This window comes from Pseudomonas sp. AU11447 (assembly GCF_001672555.2).
GTDB lineage: Bacteria > Pseudomonadota > Gammaproteobacteria > Pseudomonadales > Pseudomonadaceae > Pseudomonas > Pseudomonas nitroreducens.
This window is the reverse complement of record NZ_LZDG02000034.1, coordinates 81,293-97,109: the sequence shown is the minus strand read 5'-3', so window position 1 is coordinate 97,109 and position 15,817 is coordinate 81,293. Positions and strand designations below refer to the sequence as shown.

General features: G+C 63.4%; 15 protein-coding genes. All 15 read right to left on the bottom strand.

The window, feature by feature from the left end; translation table 11 throughout:
* Positions 1 to 9: 9 nt before the first annotated feature.
* The 15 genes from A6723_RS10640 to A6723_RS10570 all read right to left on the bottom strand — a co-directional run bounded on the left by A6723_RS10640 (position 10) and on the right by A6723_RS10570 (position 15,715).
* Positions 10 to 2,634: a fimbria/pilus outer membrane usher protein gene (locus tag A6723_RS10640; RefSeq protein WP_083192821.1), complete on the bottom strand. Its 2,625-nt coding sequence runs from the start codon at positions 2,632 to 2,634 to the stop codon at positions 10 to 12.
* Positions 2,635 to 2,669: 35 nt separating this feature from the next.
* Positions 2,670 to 3,428 carry a molecular chaperone gene (locus tag A6723_RS10635; protein ID WP_082450444.1) on the bottom strand — a complete coding sequence of 253 codons (759 nt, stop codon included), beginning with the start codon at positions 3,426 to 3,428 and terminating at the stop codon, positions 2,670 to 2,672.
* Between the two features lie 237 nt (positions 3,429 to 3,665).
* Positions 3,666 to 4,205, bottom strand: a complete 540-nt coding sequence (locus tag A6723_RS10630) for a fimbrial protein (protein WP_256233603.1) — start codon at positions 4,203 to 4,205, stop codon at positions 3,666 to 3,668.
* Positions 4,206 to 4,453: 248 nt separating this feature from the next.
* The gene (lipA, locus tag A6723_RS10625; RefSeq protein ID WP_024763986.1) at positions 4,454 to 5,449 is read right to left on the bottom strand and encodes a lipoyl synthase; all 996 of its coding nucleotides are present in this window, start codon (positions 5,447 to 5,449) and stop codon (positions 4,454 to 4,456) included.
* Positions 5,450 to 5,454: 5 nt separating this feature from the next.
* Positions 5,455 to 6,099 (bottom strand): lipoyl(octanoyl) transferase LipB, encoded by a 645-nt coding sequence (lipB, locus tag A6723_RS10620; protein WP_024763987.1) that lies wholly within the window; start codon positions 6,097 to 6,099, stop codon positions 5,455 to 5,457.
* A complete protein-coding gene (locus tag A6723_RS10615; RefSeq protein ID WP_024763988.1) occupies positions 6,099 to 6,398 on the bottom strand; it encodes a DUF493 domain-containing protein in 300 nt (99 codons plus the stop codon). Before A6723_RS10615 ends, lipB begins: the two co-directional genes overlap by 1 nt.
* 188 nt (positions 6,399 to 6,586) lie before the next feature.
* On the bottom strand, positions 6,587 to 7,744 hold the full coding sequence (locus tag A6723_RS10610) for a D-alanyl-D-alanine carboxypeptidase family protein (RefSeq protein WP_054906759.1): 1,158 nt from the start codon (positions 7,742 to 7,744) through the stop codon (positions 6,587 to 6,589).
* A 95-nt stretch (positions 7,745 to 7,839) separates the two neighbouring features.
* Positions 7,840 to 8,865 carry a septal ring lytic transglycosylase RlpA family protein gene (locus tag A6723_RS10605; RefSeq protein WP_139092951.1) on the bottom strand — a complete coding sequence of 342 codons (1,026 nt, stop codon included), beginning with the start codon at positions 8,863 to 8,865 and terminating at the stop codon, positions 7,840 to 7,842.
* Positions 8,862 to 9,884, bottom strand: coding sequence for a lytic murein transglycosylase B (mltB, locus tag A6723_RS10600; RefSeq protein ID WP_139092950.1), 1,023 nt, complete (start codon positions 9,882 to 9,884; stop codon positions 8,862 to 8,864). The genes A6723_RS10605 and mltB overlap by 4 nt, the downstream gene beginning before the upstream one ends.
* A gap of 8 nt (positions 9,885 to 9,892) precedes the next feature.
* Positions 9,893 to 10,996 carry a rod shape-determining protein RodA gene (rodA, locus tag A6723_RS10595; protein ID WP_139092953.1) on the bottom strand — a complete coding sequence of 368 codons (1,104 nt, stop codon included), beginning with the start codon at positions 10,994 to 10,996 and terminating at the stop codon, positions 9,893 to 9,895.
* Between the two features lie 44 nt (positions 10,997 to 11,040).
* On the bottom strand, positions 11,041 to 12,930 hold the full coding sequence (gene mrdA / locus A6723_RS10590; RefSeq protein WP_054906756.1) for a penicillin-binding protein 2: 1,890 nt from the start codon (positions 12,928 to 12,930) through the stop codon (positions 11,041 to 11,043).
* 15 nt (positions 12,931 to 12,945) lie between these two features.
* A complete protein-coding gene (gene rlmH, locus A6723_RS10585) occupies positions 12,946 to 13,413 on the bottom strand; it encodes a 23S rRNA (pseudouridine(1915)-N(3))-methyltransferase RlmH (RefSeq protein WP_015475414.1) in 468 nt (155 codons plus the stop codon).
* Positions 13,414 to 13,420: 7 nt separating this feature from the next.
* Positions 13,421 to 13,774 carry a ribosome silencing factor gene (rsfS, locus tag A6723_RS10580; RefSeq protein WP_024763994.1) on the bottom strand — a complete coding sequence of 118 codons (354 nt, stop codon included), beginning with the start codon at positions 13,772 to 13,774 and terminating at the stop codon, positions 13,421 to 13,423.
* Between the two features lie 19 nt (positions 13,775 to 13,793).
* On the bottom strand, positions 13,794 to 14,450 hold the full coding sequence (gene nadD / locus A6723_RS10575; protein ID WP_054906755.1) for a nicotinate-nucleotide adenylyltransferase: 657 nt from the start codon (positions 14,448 to 14,450) through the stop codon (positions 13,794 to 13,796).
* Positions 14,450 to 15,715: a glutamate-5-semialdehyde dehydrogenase gene (locus A6723_RS10570; protein ID WP_054906764.1), complete on the bottom strand. Its 1,266-nt coding sequence runs from the start codon at positions 15,713 to 15,715 to the stop codon at positions 14,450 to 14,452. The genes nadD and A6723_RS10570 overlap by 1 nt, the downstream gene beginning before the upstream one ends.
* Positions 15,716 to 15,817: the final 102 nt, after the last annotated feature.

Sequence of the window (15,817 nt, the reverse complement as noted above, 5' to 3'; positions counted from 1 at the left end):
CCGCATCAATCACTTCGTGACGGACACGCAGTGCGCATCCAGATGGATAAGGGCCTGGCTGTCGTCCTGCCCTTTCAGGTCATAAGGGATCTGGCAGGTCTCGTCGGACGCCTCGCCCCACCTCACTTTCAGGTGGCCCTGTTCGCCCTCGGCGCGCGCATAGAGTTGCCCGCCCTGGCCGACCATACCGATAGTGGCGCCCTGCTCATCGAGCACATCAGCCCCCAACGGCAGGACAGAGCCATCGGGGCGCGTGGCCTTGATCAGCAGCGCATGTCCGGCCAGGGTCTTGAACGTCAGCTTGACCATCGCACCGGCGTAAGGAGCAACCTGGCGGTCTGTCTCGACCAGTTCCGCGTCCTGGTTGATGCCCGCGGGATCGATGCTCACCGGGTTGTAGTGATAAGGGGAAAGCGCCGGTACCACCGCGTAGCCAGAGCTATTGATGCGCGCCCCTTGACCGCCGCGGACGGCAGCGCCCTCAGCTCCCTTGGCCTCGACCAGGGCGAAGGTATCGCCCAGATAAGGGCCAAACGTCAGGCCTCCGCTGTGCAGTACGGCGGCACCACGGGCACTGCCGCTCACCTGCTTGTACCCCTCGCCCTGGGAATAACTGGTGCCCAGCGCTACTGAAGGCAGTTGCTTCTGTAACGTGCCCCCCCAGTCCGTGGTGCGGCTGTCGGAGTCACGGTTGGCGTTGATGCTGTAGCCCAGCGTACGACTCTCTCCCGCCGTGCCGCTCAGGCCCGTCTGGTAGGAGGTATCGTGCGAATCACCGGAGCGCCGCGTCACCGAAGTCGTCAGGTTGGGAGCTTTGCTGCTGGAGCCCAGCGGCAGCGAAACGCTCAGCATGAAGACACTGTCATCAAAGTTATTGGTCGTGTCCTTGCGCGTAACGTAGTCGGGCAGCGGCTGGTCGTCATACAGGGTCGGGTCGTAATGCACCGACTTCTGCCGGGTGTACGAAAGGTTGTAGCTGACATTCCGCCAGGAGCTCGAATAACCGGTTTGGACCTGAGTGTCTCGACTGCTGCCGTCGTAGTAGTCCGCTGTCGAGCCCGATAGGTACAGGTTGCCGTAGCCGCCCAGCGACTGGCTGATGGTGGTCACGAACTGGTTGCGCTGCTGGTAAGTGGTCGAAGACCAGGTCGCACCATCTTTCTCGGCGGCGCGAACCCCCAGGACGTCGCTCAGGTCACGGAAGCCGTCGGTGGAATAGCGGTATCCGGCAAGAGTCAGGGTCGTCGCCGTGGGTTGGAAGGTGCGGCTGTAGGAAGCCTCCATGCGCCAGCCCTGCTTACGCGCGTCATCCTCGACCTTGGCGGAGGAGAATGTAGTGTTGAGGCCAAAGGCCCCCAGATCACTGGCCAGCACACCACCGCCCAGCAGCGCCAGGTAATCGTTCGCCACCCGCGCACCGCTGTTGAGCGTCACGCTATTGGTGATACCGCGCTGATACGTGAAATCGCCGAACAGATCCTCACCGTCGCCGTAATAACGCGCCTGGCCAAGACTGACGCTGTAGCGTGACTGGCCTGGACGCATCGAATCGGGTACGGCGGCGAACGGTACGGTGAAGGACGACACTTGTCCGTCAGCCTCGATGACGCGGACGTTCAAGTCTCCCTGGTAGCTGGTGCCGCCAAGGTCGTTGATCACGAAAGGGCCCGGCGCAACCGTGGTCTCATAGATATCGTGGCCGTTCTGGCTGACCACCACGCGGGCGTTGGTTGCCGCTACGCCGTGGATCTGCGGCGCGTAGCCGCGCTGGGAGTCCGGCAGCATGCGATCATCGGAGGCCAGCTGGACACCACGGTACCCCATGCTGCTGAACAGCCCCCCCGGGGTGAAGCTGTCACCCACCGTCATTTCGCTACGCAGTTCCGGCAATGCACGCTGGGCATATGTACGGATCGCGTTGAAGTCGCGGGCGCTCTGGCCTGCATAATCGGAGTAGCGATAGCTCGACTGCTGGCGAAGGCGCCAAAGCCCCAGGTTGATGCCCGAATTGAGCCCCAGGTAGCCATAGTCGGACGTGGCGCTGCCACTGCTGTCATATTTGGAGTGGTAGTAGCTGCCGTCGTAGTTGACGAATGCCATGGTGTCACCGGCATCCCACTCACTCGCACTGACGTAGCCGCGCGGCTTGTTGTCCATCACTGCCTGGGGGATCGACAGATCCAGCCGCAGCAGGGCAACGTCCAGCTTGTAGAGGCCACCGGGAACGCGTTGGTCCAGGGCTAAGCAAACCGGCTTGTCACTCAGCGGATCGCTATCGCGCTGGCCATTGTGCTGCACCGAGGAGCTGAGCAACTTGCTGGCCAGGACATGTACCGAGTCCACCAGGAAGTGATCGCTCAGGCAAGGAACAGCCTTGGCGTGCTCGCCTTCGCCTTCGGCACGGAACTCGACGGACTGGCGCGAGATGAAGGCGCCATTGACGAAAAGATCGACACTGTAGGTACCGGCATCGATCTGATCCGGACGGTTGAATCGCGACAGCTGTCCCTTACCCATAGGCGATCCCATCAACAGGCTGTCGTCGAACTGATAAGCCATCAGGTCCGGACTCGCATCGCTATGGGCTGCGCCAATGACCAGCAGCAGAGAAAAGCCCACGGTCGCCAGCAGCATCTGGCGGGCTGGAAAGGGGGGATGTCGGCTCATGATCAATGTCCGACTGCGTGCTCAATGGCAATTTGCGAGCCGTAGTCGTTCACCAGCGAAGCGCGGAGTGTCAACTCGCCAGCCGGCAGGCTCTGACCATGAGCCAGCGCCCAGACTGCCTTGGATTTCGGCGAGACCATACTGGTTTCCAGCGCGAATTCGCGACCGCCGACGACCACTTTGGCTTCAACGAACGAGGCAAAGTAGCCGGTGGGATTGCTGACCTCGATCACCGAGGCGTTGCCCTGGTGCGAGGCGGCGAACTGCAGGCTCTTGCCCAAGGACTCTGGCTTCCCGACGATACCGCTGGGGCGATAGAACAGCTTCAGCCGGCTGCGAGTCATGATCAGCATCTGGTTCTGATCCTTGTAGGCCTCATTGCGCGGGGGAATCTGCAGCACGTTGAGATAGAACACCGACTCCCGATCCTGTGGCAGACCGGAGCCGGTGTAGAGCAGGCGCAGGTTCTGGCCGGCCTTGGGCTCCATGCGAAACATCGGCGGAGTCAGCACGAACGGTGCATCCGCTTTTTCCGGCACGGAATCGGGGTTATTTACGTCAACCCAGGCCTGAATGACGTTGGGAAAGGGATCCTGGTTTGTCAGCTGGACGGTTTTTTCGCGTGCATCGCCCGGATAGATCACGCGTGTTCCCGTCACTACCACGCTGGCGGACGCCGTCGAGGCGAGCAGCGCCGCCGACAGTCCGAACAACATCGTCAGACAGGATTTTCTTACAATGCCTTCAAGTAATGCGTGCATGGTACCAACCTCATCTGTGGTGACTGGCACCTACTTCCTTGTTGCGCCAACTTATTCACGACCACTAAAACCAATAAAAAATCAAACTTAAAAAACGGCATAAAATAAAGACAAAAAAACTCCCCCGACCAACTTCAGAACAAGAAGCCACAGGCAAAACTCTTATTGGAGATTCGCTAATTAAAAAATGATAAAGGGCAATTCCCTATGCCCTACCCGATAGGGTTAAAACCGGTCTTACAGGTACGTAACGGTGTATTCAGTTACGCCAGTGACCGCACCGGCAGTCGCACCGCCAAGTACGGATACGTACTGCACTGCATAGTCATGCGAGCCGGAGGTAGCACCGCCCAGAGAAATACCGGTAGCAGCACTGACTACGCCACCGCTCAGGTCGATGACGGCGCCACCAGAGCTTTCCAGCAACTGCAGGGCCACGTTGGTTGCAGGCGAGGCGGTCGCAATGTTGCTCAGGTTACCGTCGCCATCGACGTTATGACCGAGGAACCTGGCCTTCACCGACTGCGCGCCGGTGGTGGAGCAGCCAGTTACACCGAGGGTAAACGGAGTTACACCAGTGGTGGAGTTTGCAGCTGCCAGGGACGATGCCGGAACGACCGGCAGCAGAACAGTTGCGTTACCCTGAGTACCGTTGATAGTGACGGTGCAAGTCTGGTCAGTTACTTCACCTTGGAATGTAATGGTATCTGCCGCGGCCGCAAAACCTGGGACAGCAACAATTGCCAGAGCAATAAGTTTCTTCATATGAGCGTACATGAGTGTTCTCCATAAACCGGGTACCAACTACCCTGGTAAATTAATTATTGAGCGCACACCCATCACAGATAACCAGAAACTCCCCATCACACTGTAAGAAAACTCTCTAATGAGGAAATTTCCTGCGCGAGCGAAAGAAAATCCCCGCAAGAGAAAAGAACAAACGGCAGCTAACTTTATGAATTTAAAGCAAGAAACAAAAAAGCCGGCATTACGGAGTAATGCCGGCCTTGGGGACGAGGTGACGATCAGCCGATCTTGGTGCCGTGCGCCTGCTGGTCGGCGTGGTACGAGGAACGTACCAGCGGGCCGGAAGCGACGTTCTTGAAGCCCATCTTCTCGCCTTCCTCGGCGAACCAGGCAAAGGTGTCCGGGTGGACGAAGCGCTGCACCGGCAGGTGGTTGCGCGAAGGTTGCAGGTACTGGCCGAGGGTCAGCATGTCGATGTCGTGCTCGCGCATGCGGTGCATGACTTCGATGACTTCCTCGTCGGTCTCGCCCAGGCCGAGCATCAGGCCGGACTTGGTCGGTACGTGCGGCACCATCTGCTTGAACTTCTGCAGCAGGTCCAGCGACCACTCGAAGTCGGAGCCCGGACGGGACGACTTGTACAGGCGCGGGACGGTTTCCAGGTTGTGGTTGAACACGTCCGGCGGCTCGTTGGCGGTGATTTCCAGGGCGATGTCCATGCGGCCGCGATAGTCCGGCACCAGGGTTTCCAGCTGGACGCCTGGGGACAGCTTGCGGATCTCGCGCAGGCAGTCAGCGAAGTGCTGGGCGCCGCCGTCACGCAGGTCGTCGCGGTCCACCGAGGTGATCACCACGTACTTCAGGCGCAGATCGGCGATGGCGATGGCGAGGTTGGTCGGCTCGTCGACATCCAGCGGCTTAGGACGGCCATGGCCGACGTCGCAGAACGGGCAGCGACGGGTGCAGATGTCGCCCATGATCATGAACGTCGCGGTGCCACCGGAGAAGCACTCGCCCAGGTTCGGACAGGAGGCTTCCTCGCAGACACTGTGCAGCTTGTGCTTGCGCAGCAGTTGCTTGATGCGGTCGACCTCGGGGGAAACGGGGATGCGCACGCGAATCCAGTCGGGCTTCTTCGGCAGTTCGTCGGTGGGGATGATCTTCACCGGAATGCGCGCGACCTTTTCTGCGCCGCGCAGCTTGACGCCAACTTCCACCTTGCCGGGCTTGGCGGCCGGGGCGGCCTGACCGGAGTTCTCCACAACAGTGCTCATCTAGGTTAGATCCCGCCCGTTAGGGTCTTCTGTGCCGCGTAGCCAAGGCGTTCGACGAGTTCGCCACGCAGGCGCTCGCGCACATCGGCCAATGCGATGGGGCCAGCCAGCTGACTGAGCTGGGTCATGGCCATGCCTGCGTAACCGCAGGGATTGATGCGTCGAAAGGGTTCCAGGTCCATGTCCACGTTCAAGGCCAGACCATGGAAGGAGCGGCCATTGCGGATGCGCAGGCCGAGGGATGCGATCTTCGCGCCGTCCACATAGACGCCCGGAGCATCGGGTTTGGACACAGCGGTAACACCGTAGCTGTCCAGCAGGCCGATAAGGCTCTGTTCGATGCGCGAGACGAGGTCGCGCACGCCGATGCCGGAGCGGCGCACGTCAAGCATCAGGTAGGCGACCAGCTGGCCGGGGCCGTGGTAGGTCACCTGACCGCCGCGGTCGACCTGGACGACCGGGATGTCGCCGGGAAACAGCACGTGTTCGGCCTTGCCGGCCTGCCCCTGGGTGAATACGCGCTCGTGCTCGAGCAGCCAGACTTCATCGGGCGTGACAGGTTCGCGCTCGGCGGTGAAGCGCTGCATGGCGTGCCAGGTCGGCTCGTAAGGCAGGATGCCCAGCTCACGAAAGCCCAGCGTTTCGCCCATCAGAGCACCATGTGGACGCGGCCGGTGGCGCGCAGGTCTTTATGGATGTTCTGCAGTTGGTCGACGCCGGTGGCAGTGATCAGCACCTGCACGGACAGGAAGCGGCCGTTGCGGCTGTCACGGGTGACCAGGGTGGTGATGTCGAGGTCCGGCGCGTGGCGCTGGATGACTTCGACGACCAGGTCCGGGAAGCCTTCCCCGGCGTCGCCGATGACCTTGATCGGATAGCGTTCGCAGGGGAACTCGATCTTCGGTGCAGGCTGTTCTGGGGTGTCAGCGGTATCAGGGGTATCAGTCATGGCTGTCGCGGGCGGATGGCCCGCCTCCGCATGAGCGTCCGGGTGGGGCGCTCCGGGTGGATCGGACGGCAACTGCCGGACCACGGGGGGACCAGGCAGTCGCAGGCGGGCATTTTACCCGAGTTTGCGACTGCGCGGGCGGGTCAATCCCGGCCTTGTATACAAAAGTACAAGGCCGGGACAGGCGGTCAGTTGAACAGACCGAAGAAGAACAGGCGGATGCTGTCCCAGATACGGCGGAAGAAACCGCCTTCTTCCACGGCGTTCAGGGCGACCAGATCAGAGGTGCGGACGACCTTGTCACCCAGCTTGACCTCGACCTTGCCGATCACCTGACCCTGCTGGATCGGCGCCATCAGGTTCGGTTCGACAACCATGTTGGCCTGCAGCTGCTTGAGCTGGCCGCGCGGTACGGTCATGGTCAGGTCTTCGGACAGGCCGGCCTTCACTTCGTGTTCGGAGCCTTTCCAGACCATGGCCTTGGTCAGCTCGGCGCCCTTCTTGTAGAAGGTCTGCGATTCGAAGAAGCGGAAGCCGTAGGTCAGCAGCTTCTGGGTCTCGGCGGCGCGGGCCTGTTCACTGTTGGTGCCGAACACCACGGCGATCATGCGCTGGCCGTCGCGCACGGCGGAAGCCACCAGGCAATAGCCGGCTTCGTCGGTGTGGCCGGTCTTCAGGCCGTCGACGGTCTTGTCGCGCCACAGCAGCAGGTTGCGGTTGGGCTGCTTGATGTTGTTCCAGAAGAACTCTTTCTGCGCGTAGATGGCGTAGTGGGTCGGCTCGCCGTAGATGATGGCGCGGGCCAGTACAGCCATGTCCTTGGCGGACGAGTAATGGTCCGGGTTGGGCAGGCCGGTGGCGTCCATGAAGTGGGAATTGGTCATGCCCAGCTTCTGCGCGGTGGTGTTCATCATGTCGGCGAAGGCGTCTTCGCTGCCGGCGATGTGCTCGGCCAGGGCGACCGAGGCGTCGTTGCCGGACTGGATGATGATGCCGTGCAGCAGGTCGCTCACCGAGACCTGGGAGCCGACCTTGATGAACATGCGCGAACCGCCGGTGCGCCAGGCATGTTCGCTGACGGTGACCAGGTCGGATTCGGCGATGCGGCCGCCTTCGATTTCCTTGGTGGCGATGTAGGCGGTCATCAGCTTGGTCAGGCTGGCGGGCGGCAGGCGCTCGTCGCCGGCGTTCTCGACCAGGATGTTGCCGCTGGCGCCGTCCATCAGCACCCAGGCCTTGGCCGCGAGTTGCGGGGCGGCGGGAACGACTTCAGCTGCCCAGCTGGCCACGGGGGCGCTGAACAGCACGAGCAAGGACAGGCGTTTGGCGAAGTTGAAGATGTTCATCCGTCTCTCTGGGGTTCACTAATGGTCAAACAATCCCCCGCGGGGGATCTCGTGAGGCGGCCTCTATGTGCCGCTATCGCACGTACGGTGGAATCTCAGTCCAGGCGCACGAGCTTGGGTTGGCCAAGGTTGGCCACGCGGATGCTGTCCTGCATCCGGCTTGCTTCATCCTGCGTTCCGATCGGCCCCAGGCGCACCCGGTACAAGGTCTGCTGGTTGACCACGACCGAGCTGATAAAGGATTTCGCCCCCGTCAGGCCGCCGACTTTCTCCTTGAGCAGCTCCGCAGCGTCCGGGTTGGCGAAGGCACCCACCTGGAGATACAGGCCATCGGCTGGTAATGAAGCGTTTTTTTTTGAGTCGATCTGGACCGGCGCCACCGGTACGGCGTGTTGCGCCGGCGGCGGGGTGTAGGTCTCGATGGGCTGAGCCATGGCGACCGCCTGTGGCTGCGCGGCGGAGGGCTGCGAGGCCATCTTCGGCAAGGCCATGATCATCGGCGGCTGCTTGCCCTGGGAAGCCCACCAGCGGTCGGGGTCGATACCCTCGACCTTGACGTGCGCAGTGCCGGTTTCGGCGTAGCCGAGCTTCTTGGCGGCGGCGAAGGACAGGTCGATCACCCGGTCGGAGTAGAACGGGCCGCGGTCGTTGACGCGGACGATGACGCTCTTGCCGTTGTCCAGGTTGGTGACGCGCACGTAGCTGGGCAGCGGCAGGGTCTTGTGCGCGGCGGTCATGCCGTACAGGTCGTACTGCTCGCCGTTGGCGGTGGCCTGGCCGTGGAACTTGGTGCCATACCAGGACGCCGTGCCGGTCACGCTATAGGCACTGGCGTTATTGAGCGGGTAGTAGGTCTTGCCCAGCACGGTGTAGGGGTTGTTCTTGAACGGCCCGTTGTGCGGCATCGGCACGGCGTCCGGGATGCGCGAGACGTCGACGTCCCACCAGGGCGCGCCGTCGCGGTGCGGACGGTTGTAGTCATAGGGGCCGGAAATGCCGTTGTTCACCTGCGGCTGCGGTTGAGGCGCGCGGTTACCGGTGCAACTCGCGAGGAACACGGTGCTCAGGCCAACGCAGGCGGCCAGCGACCAGAGGCCGGGACTTGCGATTCGCTTGCTCAATGGACACCTCGTGCCTTGGCGATCTCGCCGGCCAGCTGATGGACCGCCATGGCGTACATGGCGCTGCGGTTGTAACGGGTGATCACATAGAAGTTCGGCAGGCCGACCCAGTACTCGGTGCCCTGCGCGCCTTCCAGGCGCATGGCGGTGACCATCAGGTCATCGCGAATCACGTCATGGGTACGCCAGCCCTGAGAGCGTAGCTGGCCGAGGTTCATCTGCGGGTCGAGCCCCTGGGTGAGCGCGTCCTCGGCAGTGGAGGTGCCGATTTCCGCCTGCGACACCACCGGCTCGCCGGTGTGCCAGCCGTGCTGCTTGAAGTAGTTGGCGACGCTGCCGATGGCATCGGTGGGGTCGCTCCAGATATTGATGTGGCCGTCGCCGTCGAAGTCCACGGCATAGGCACGGAAGCTGCTCGGCATGAATTGCGGCAGGCCCATTGCACCGGCGTAGGAGCCGGTCAGGCTGAGCGGGTCGACCTGCTGTTCGCGGGCCAGCAGCAGGAACTGCTTGAGCTCCTTGCGGAAGAAGTCGGCGCGCGGCGGGTAGTCGAAGCCCAGGGTGGACAGCGCGTCCATCACCTTGAAGTTGCCGGTGTTGCGGCCGAAGAAGGTCTCGACGCCAATGATGGCGACGATGTACTGGGCTGGTACGCCGTATTCCTGCTCGGCACGGGCCAGGGCTTCGGCATTCTGGTTCCAGAAGTCCACGCCACGGTTGATGCGCGCGTCGGTGACGAAGATCGGACGGTATTCCTTCCAGGTCTTCACCCGTTCGGCAGGGCGGGAGATGGCGTCGAGGATGGACTGCTTGCGCTCCACATCGTGGAAGAGGCCCATGAGCTGTTCGCCGGCGAAGCCGTAGTCACGGGTCATCTCGCTGACGAACTCGGCGACCTGGGGCGAACCATCGTAGTCGCCCGCGGCAGCAACGCCGGACACGCCGATCGCCCCCGCGATTCCGACCCAATGTACCCCCCTGGCAGCCCAGGCGCGCAGTACTTGCATTCCGTTCTTCACTCTTGTCATCAAACCTGGGTGATCCACTTCCGATGGGTATGGATCGACATCAAAACGCCGAACCCTGACATCAGGGTCACCAGCGAAGTTCCGCCGTAACTAATGAAGGGCAGCGGTACCCCCACCACTGGCAACAATCCGCTGACCATACCAATGTTGACGAACACATACACGAAGAAGGTCATGGTGATACTGCCGGCGAGCAACTTGCCGAACAGCGTCTGTGCCTGCGCCGTGATCACCAGCCCCCGGTAGATCACCAGCAGGTACAGCACCAGCAGGAGGCACACCCCGACCAGGCCGAACTCTTCGCCGAGCACGGCAATGATAAAGTCCGTATGGCTTTCGGGCAAAAAATCCAGATGGGATTGCGTACCCAGCAGCCAGCCCTTGCCGAAGACGCCACCCGAACCGATGGCTGCCTTGGACTGGATGATGTTCCAGCCGGTGCCCAGCGGGTCGCTTTCCGGGTCGAGGAAGGTCAGCACGCGCTGCTTCTGGTAGTCGTGCATGACGAAGTACCACATGCCCACCGCGACCGGCACCGCGGCCGAGACGGCGGTGATGATCCAGCGCCAGCGCAGGCCGCCGACGAACAGCACGAAGGAACCGGAGGCCAGCACCAGCATGGCGGTACCCAGGTCCGGCTGCTTGAGGATCAGCACGAAGGGCACGACGATCAGCGCCAGGCCGATCACGCTGTGCTTGAAGCCCGGCGGCAGGGCACGCTTGGACAGGTACCAGGCGATGGTCATGGGCATCAGCAGCTTCATGAATTCCGCCGGCTGGAAGCGGATCACCCCGGGAATATTGATCCAGCGGGTCGCGCCCATGGCGTTGTGGCCCATCACGTCCACCACCACCAGCAGGGCCACGCCGATCAGGTAGCCCAGCGGCACCCAGCGGGCGAGGAAGCGCGGCTCGATCTGTGCCAGCACGAACATCGCGCCCAGGCCCAGGCCGAAGGAAGACGCCTGCTTGATCAGCAGGTCCCAGCTCTTGCCGCTGGCGGAATACAGGACGAACAGGCCGGCCGAGCCGAGGGTCACCAGCAACAGGAGCAACAGGCCGTCGATATGCATGCGTTGCAGCAGGCTGGAGCGCCGCTTCATCACATCTTCGCTGGACAGCGTGCGGTCGAAATTTCCGTTCTTGGTCATGGTTTGGGCGCCTCCGCCGTAGCCTGAGGTGCGTATTCGGGTTTGAGCTTGCCGGTCTCGTCCAGCAGCCAGGCGTCGGTCACGGCCTTGAGCACGGGGGCGGCGACGCCGGAGCCGGACTCGCCGTTCTCCACCATCACCGCCACGGCGATCTGCGGATTGTCTGCCGGGGCGAAGCCGACGAACAACGCGTGGTCACGATGGCGCTCGAGCAGCTTGGAGCGGTTGTACTTCTCGCCCTGCTTGATCGCCACGACCTGCGCGGTACCGGACTTGCCGGCAATACGATAGACGGACGTGGCGCCGACCTTGTGGGCGGTGCCGCGGGCGCCGTGGACCACCTGCTGCATGCCGTAGTCCACCAGGTTCCAGTTGTTCGGGTCCTTGAGCTCGATGTCCGGCATCGGGTCCTCGTCCACCGGCGGCTTGCCGTCGATGGTCTTGGCCAGGTGCGGGCGAATCCACTTGCCCTTGTTCGCCAGCAGCGCGGTCATTTGCGCCAGCTGCAGCGGCGTGGACTGCATGTAGCCCTGGCCGATGCCCAGAATCAGGGTTTCACCCGGGAACCAGGCCTGCCGGCGCAGGGCGCGCTTCCACTGGCGGGATGGCATCAGGCCATCAGCCTCGCCATACATGTCCAGAGCCACGCGCTGGCCGAAGCCGAACCGGCTCATGTAGTCGTGCAGCCGGTCGATCCCCAGCTTGTGGGCGAGATCGTAGAAGTAGGTGTCGTTGGACCGCATGATCGCGGTTTCCAGGGTGACCCAGCCGTCGCCGGTGCGGTTCCAGTTGCGGTACTTGTGGTCGTAGTTGGGCAATTGATAGAAGCCGGGGTCGAACACACGGCTGGTGGGCGTCACCACACCCGCGTCGAGCCCCGCAATGGCCACCGCCGGCTTCACCGTCGAGCCCGGCGGGTACAGGCCGCGCAGTACGCGGTTGTACAGCGGGCGATCTTCAGAGTCACGCAGCGCCGCGTAATCCTTGAAACTGATGCCGGTGACGAACAGGTTAGGGTCGTAGGCCGGCTGGCTGACCATCGCCAGCACCTCGCCGGTGGACGGCTGGATCGCCACAATGGCGCCGCGGCGGCCGGCGAGCGCAGTCTCGGCGGCGGCCTGCAGCTTGCTGTCGATGCTCAGCACGATGTCCCGGCCGGAAATCGGCTCGGTGCGCTTGAGCACGCGCAGCACGCGGCCACGGGCGTTGGTCTCGACTTCCTCGTAGCCCACGGTGCCGTGCAGCGCGTCTTCGTAGAACTTCTCCACCCCGGTCTTGCCGATGTGGTGGGTGCCCGAATACGCCACCGGGTCGAGTCTCTTCAGCTCCGCCTCGTTGATCCGGCCGACGTACCCGACCGAGTGGGCGAAGTGCTCACCCAGCGGATAATGGCGGACGAACTGCGCGGCGACGTCGACGCCGTTCAGGCGGTACTGGTTCACCGCGATGCGGGCGATCTGCTCCTCGGACAGCTCGAACATGATCGGCACCGGCTCGAACGGCCGCCGCCCCTGCTTCATGCGCTTCTCGAAGATGGCCTTGTCTTCCTCGGTCAATCCAAGGATTTCGACGAGGTTCTTCAACGTATCCTGCAGGTTCTCCGTACGTTCGCGGGTAATCGTCAGGCTGAAGCTGGGACGGTTGTCGGCGATGATCACCCCGTTGCGGTCGAAGATCAGCCCACGATTGGGCGGAATCGGCTGCACGTGGACGCGGTTGTTCTCCGACAGCGTCGAGTGGTACTCGTATTGCGTCACCTGCAGGTGATACATGCGCGCCACCAGCACCAGCGCGAGCAGGAAGATCGCTACCCCGCCGACGATGACGCGGGCGCGGACCAGGCGGGCGTCCTTCTCGTGGTCCTTGAGCTGTATCGGCTGCGGCATCGAAAACGGCTACGACTACTTGTGGTAGGGGTGCCCGGACAGCACTGTCCAGGCGCGGTAGATCTGCTCGCCGACCAGGATGCGCACCAGCGGGTGCGGCAGGGTCAGCGGCGACAGCGACCAGCGCTGTTCGCTGCGCGCGCAGACCTCCGGCGCCAGGCCTTCCGGCCCGCCGACCATGAGGTTGACGGTGCGCGCGTCCAGGCGCCAGCGGTCGAGTTCCTGCGCGAGCTGGGGGGTGCTCCAGGGCTTGCCTTCGACTTCCAGGGTGACGATGCGTTCCCCGGGCTGGACCTTGCTCAGCATGGCCTCGCCTTCCTGGCGGATCAGCCGTGCCACGTCGGCATTCTTGCCGCGCGTGTTCAACGGGATTTCCACCAGTTCCAGGGACAGCTCCGAGGGCAGGCGCTTGACGTACTCCGCCCAGCCCTCTTCCACCCAGCGCGGCATGCGCGAGCCAACCGCGATCAGACGCAGGCGCACGACACGCTTACTCGGCGCTGTGGGACGCGCGGCTCTGCTCGGCGCCCTGCCACAGACGCTCCAGGTCGTAGAACTGGCGGGTGGCCGGCTGCATGACATGGACCACGACGTTGGCGAGGTCGATCAGGACCCATTCGCCGCCTTCCTGGCCTTCGCTGCCGATCGGGCGCACGCCCTGTTCCTTGACCTTTTCCAGCACGTTGTCGGCCAGCGACTTGACCTGACGGCTGGAGGCGCCGGTGGCGATGACCATGACGTCGGTGATGCTGGTCTTCTCGCGCACGTCGATGACGGTGATGTCCTGCGCCTTGAGATCTTCCAGGGCGGCGATGGTCAGTTCGACCAGTTGTTCGGTTTGCATGTATGACTCTCTGACTTGTTCAGTGGGGCGCCTGGTACAGGCCGTGCGCCTCGATATAGTTCAATACCGCATCCGGCACCAGGTAGCGCACCGAGCGCCCCTGCGACAGGAGTTGGCGGATCTGCGTGGCGGAAACTGCAAGCGGCGTCTGCCAGACGAAGGTGATCTGCCCGGCTGGGCCGATCATCGCCTTCGGGTCGGCAACACTGCGCGCCGCCAGCAGGTCGCGCAGGTCTTCCGGCGGCTCGCTGTCGGCATCCGGGCGCTGCAGCACGACGATATGACTGTGCTCCAGCAGCTCTTCCCAGCGATGCCAGGTCGGCAGGCCGCAGAATGCGTCCCAGCCGACCAGCAGGAACAACTGGTCCTGCTCATCCAGCTCCCCACGCAGCGACTCCAGGGTGTCGATGGTGTAGGAGGGTTTGTCACGCTTCAGCTCGCGGTCGTCGACCACCAGCGGGTCTACGCCGGCAACCGCCAGCTCGACCATCGCCAGCCGCTGCTCCGGTTTCACCTGGGGGGTGTCGCGGTGCGGCGGGCGGAAGTTGGGGATCAGGCGCAACTCGTCGAATTCGAACTGCTCGGCCATCTCCAGCGCACTGCGCAGATGACCGATGTGCACCGGGTCGAAGGTGCCGCCGAACAGACCGACACGACGGGAACGCGCCTTGTTCATCAGGTCCGCACGTGCCCGTCGCCGAACACCACGTACTTCTCGCTGGTCAGGCCTTCCAGGCCGACCGGACCGCGGGCGTGCAGCTTATCGGTGGAAATGCCGATCTCCGCGCCCAGGCCGTACTCGAAGCCATCGGCGAAGCGGGTCGAGGCGTTGACCATGACCGAGGCCGAATCCACTTCGGTGAGGAAGCGGCGGGCATCGGTGAAGTTCTCGGTGATGATCGCGTCGGTGTGTTGCGAGCCGTAGGTGTTGATGTGCTCGATGGCCTGGTCCAGGCCGTCGACGATGCGGATCGACAGGATCGGCGCGTTGTATTCGGTGCGCCAGTCTTCCTCGGTGGCTTCCAGCACATCGGCGCCCAGCAGTGCACGGGTGGCGGCATCACCGCGCAGCTCCACGCCCTTGTCGCGGTAGATGGCGGCCAGCGGCGGCAGCACGCGGTCGGCGATACCGGCGTGCACCAGCAGCGTTTCCATGGTGTTGCACGGCGCATAGCGCTGGGTCTTGGCGTTGTCAGCGACGCGGATTGCCTTGTCGATATCGGCGGCAACGTCGATGTAGACGTGGCAGATGCCGTCCAGGTGCTTGATCACCGGGACCTTGGCGTCACGGCTGATGCGCTCGATCAGGCCCTTGCCGCCGCGCGGAACGATGACGTCGACGTACTCGGGCATGGTGATCAGCGCGCCGACAGCGGCGCGGTCAGTGGTTTCCACGACCTGCACGACGCTGGCCGGCAGGCCGGCCTTGGCCAGGCCCGTCTGGATGCACGCGGCAATCGCCTGGTTGGAATGGATCGCCTCGGAGCCGCCGCGCAGGATGGTGGCGTTGCCCGATTTCAGGCACAGGCTGGCGGCGTCGATGGTCACGTTCGGGCGGGATTCGTAGATGATCCCCACCACGCCCAGCGGCACGCGCATCTTGCCCAGCTGAATACCGGACGGCACGTAGCGCATGTCGCGGATTTCACCGATCGGGTCCGGTAGCGTGGCGACCTGGCGCAGGCCCTCGATCATGTCGTCGATGCGTGCCGGAGTCAGGGCTAGGCGGTCCAGCATGGCTGGCTCCAGACCATTGGCACGGCCATTGGCCAGATCCTGCTCGTTGGCTTCGGTCAGCTGGGCGCGGGCGGCGTCCAGGGCATCGGCAGCGGCCAGCAGGGCTTGGTTCTTCTGCGCGGTCGTGGCGCGCGCGACGATGCGCGACGCTTCACGGGCGGCGCGGCCCAGGCGGCTCATATAGTCGAGAACGGACTCGGTCATGATCAAACGCGTCTGCGTGAGGGAAATGCGCAAGTATAGCGGGAGCGCCCCCTCAGCGGCCAGCCACAGCAGCCGGCCGGTCAGCGACGCGCCGCACGTAAC

What these genes read in the sequence shown, in the direction of transcription:
- lipB (WP_024763987.1), bottom strand. Translation starts at nt 6,099, where the DNA reads ATGGGCGAAACGCTGGGCTTTCGTGAGCTGGGCATCCTGCCTTACGAG.
- nadD (WP_054906755.1), bottom strand. Translation starts at nt 14,450, where the DNA reads ATGAACAAGGCGCGTTCCCGTCGTGTCGGTCTGTTCGGCGGCACCTTC.
- rsfS (WP_024763994.1), bottom strand. Translation starts at nt 13,774, where the DNA reads ATGCAAACCGAACAACTGGTCGAACTGACCATCGCCGCCCTGGAAGAT.
- mrdA (WP_054906756.1), bottom strand. Translation starts at nt 12,930, where the DNA reads ATGCCGCAGCCGATACAGCTCAAGGACCACGAGAAGGACGCCCGCCTG.
- A6723_RS10615 (WP_024763988.1), bottom strand. Translation starts at nt 6,398, where the DNA reads ATGACTGATACCCCTGATACCGCTGACACCCCAGAACAGCCTGCACCG.
- A6723_RS10570 (WP_054906764.1), bottom strand. Translation starts at nt 15,715, where the DNA reads ATGACCGAGTCCGTTCTCGACTATATGAGCCGCCTGGGCCGCGCCGCC.
- A6723_RS10630 (WP_256233603.1), bottom strand. Translation starts at nt 4,205, where the DNA reads ATGTACGCTCATATGAAGAAACTTATTGCTCTGGCAATTGTTGCTGTC.
- A6723_RS10640 (WP_083192821.1), bottom strand. Translation starts at nt 2,634, where the DNA reads ATGCTGCTGGCGACCGTGGGCTTTTCTCTGCTGCTGGTCATTGGCGCA.
- lipA (WP_024763986.1), bottom strand. Translation starts at nt 5,449, where the DNA reads ATGAGCACTGTTGTGGAGAACTCCGGTCAGGCCGCCCCGGCCGCCAAG.
- rodA (WP_139092953.1), bottom strand. Translation starts at nt 10,996, where the DNA reads ATGAAGCGGCGCTCCAGCCTGCTGCAACGCATGCATATCGACGGCCTG.
- A6723_RS10635 (WP_082450444.1), bottom strand. Translation starts at nt 3,428, where the DNA reads ATGCACGCATTACTTGAAGGCATTGTAAGAAAATCCTGTCTGACGATG.
- A6723_RS10610 (WP_054906759.1), bottom strand. Translation starts at nt 7,744, where the DNA reads ATGAACATCTTCAACTTCGCCAAACGCCTGTCCTTGCTCGTGCTGTTC.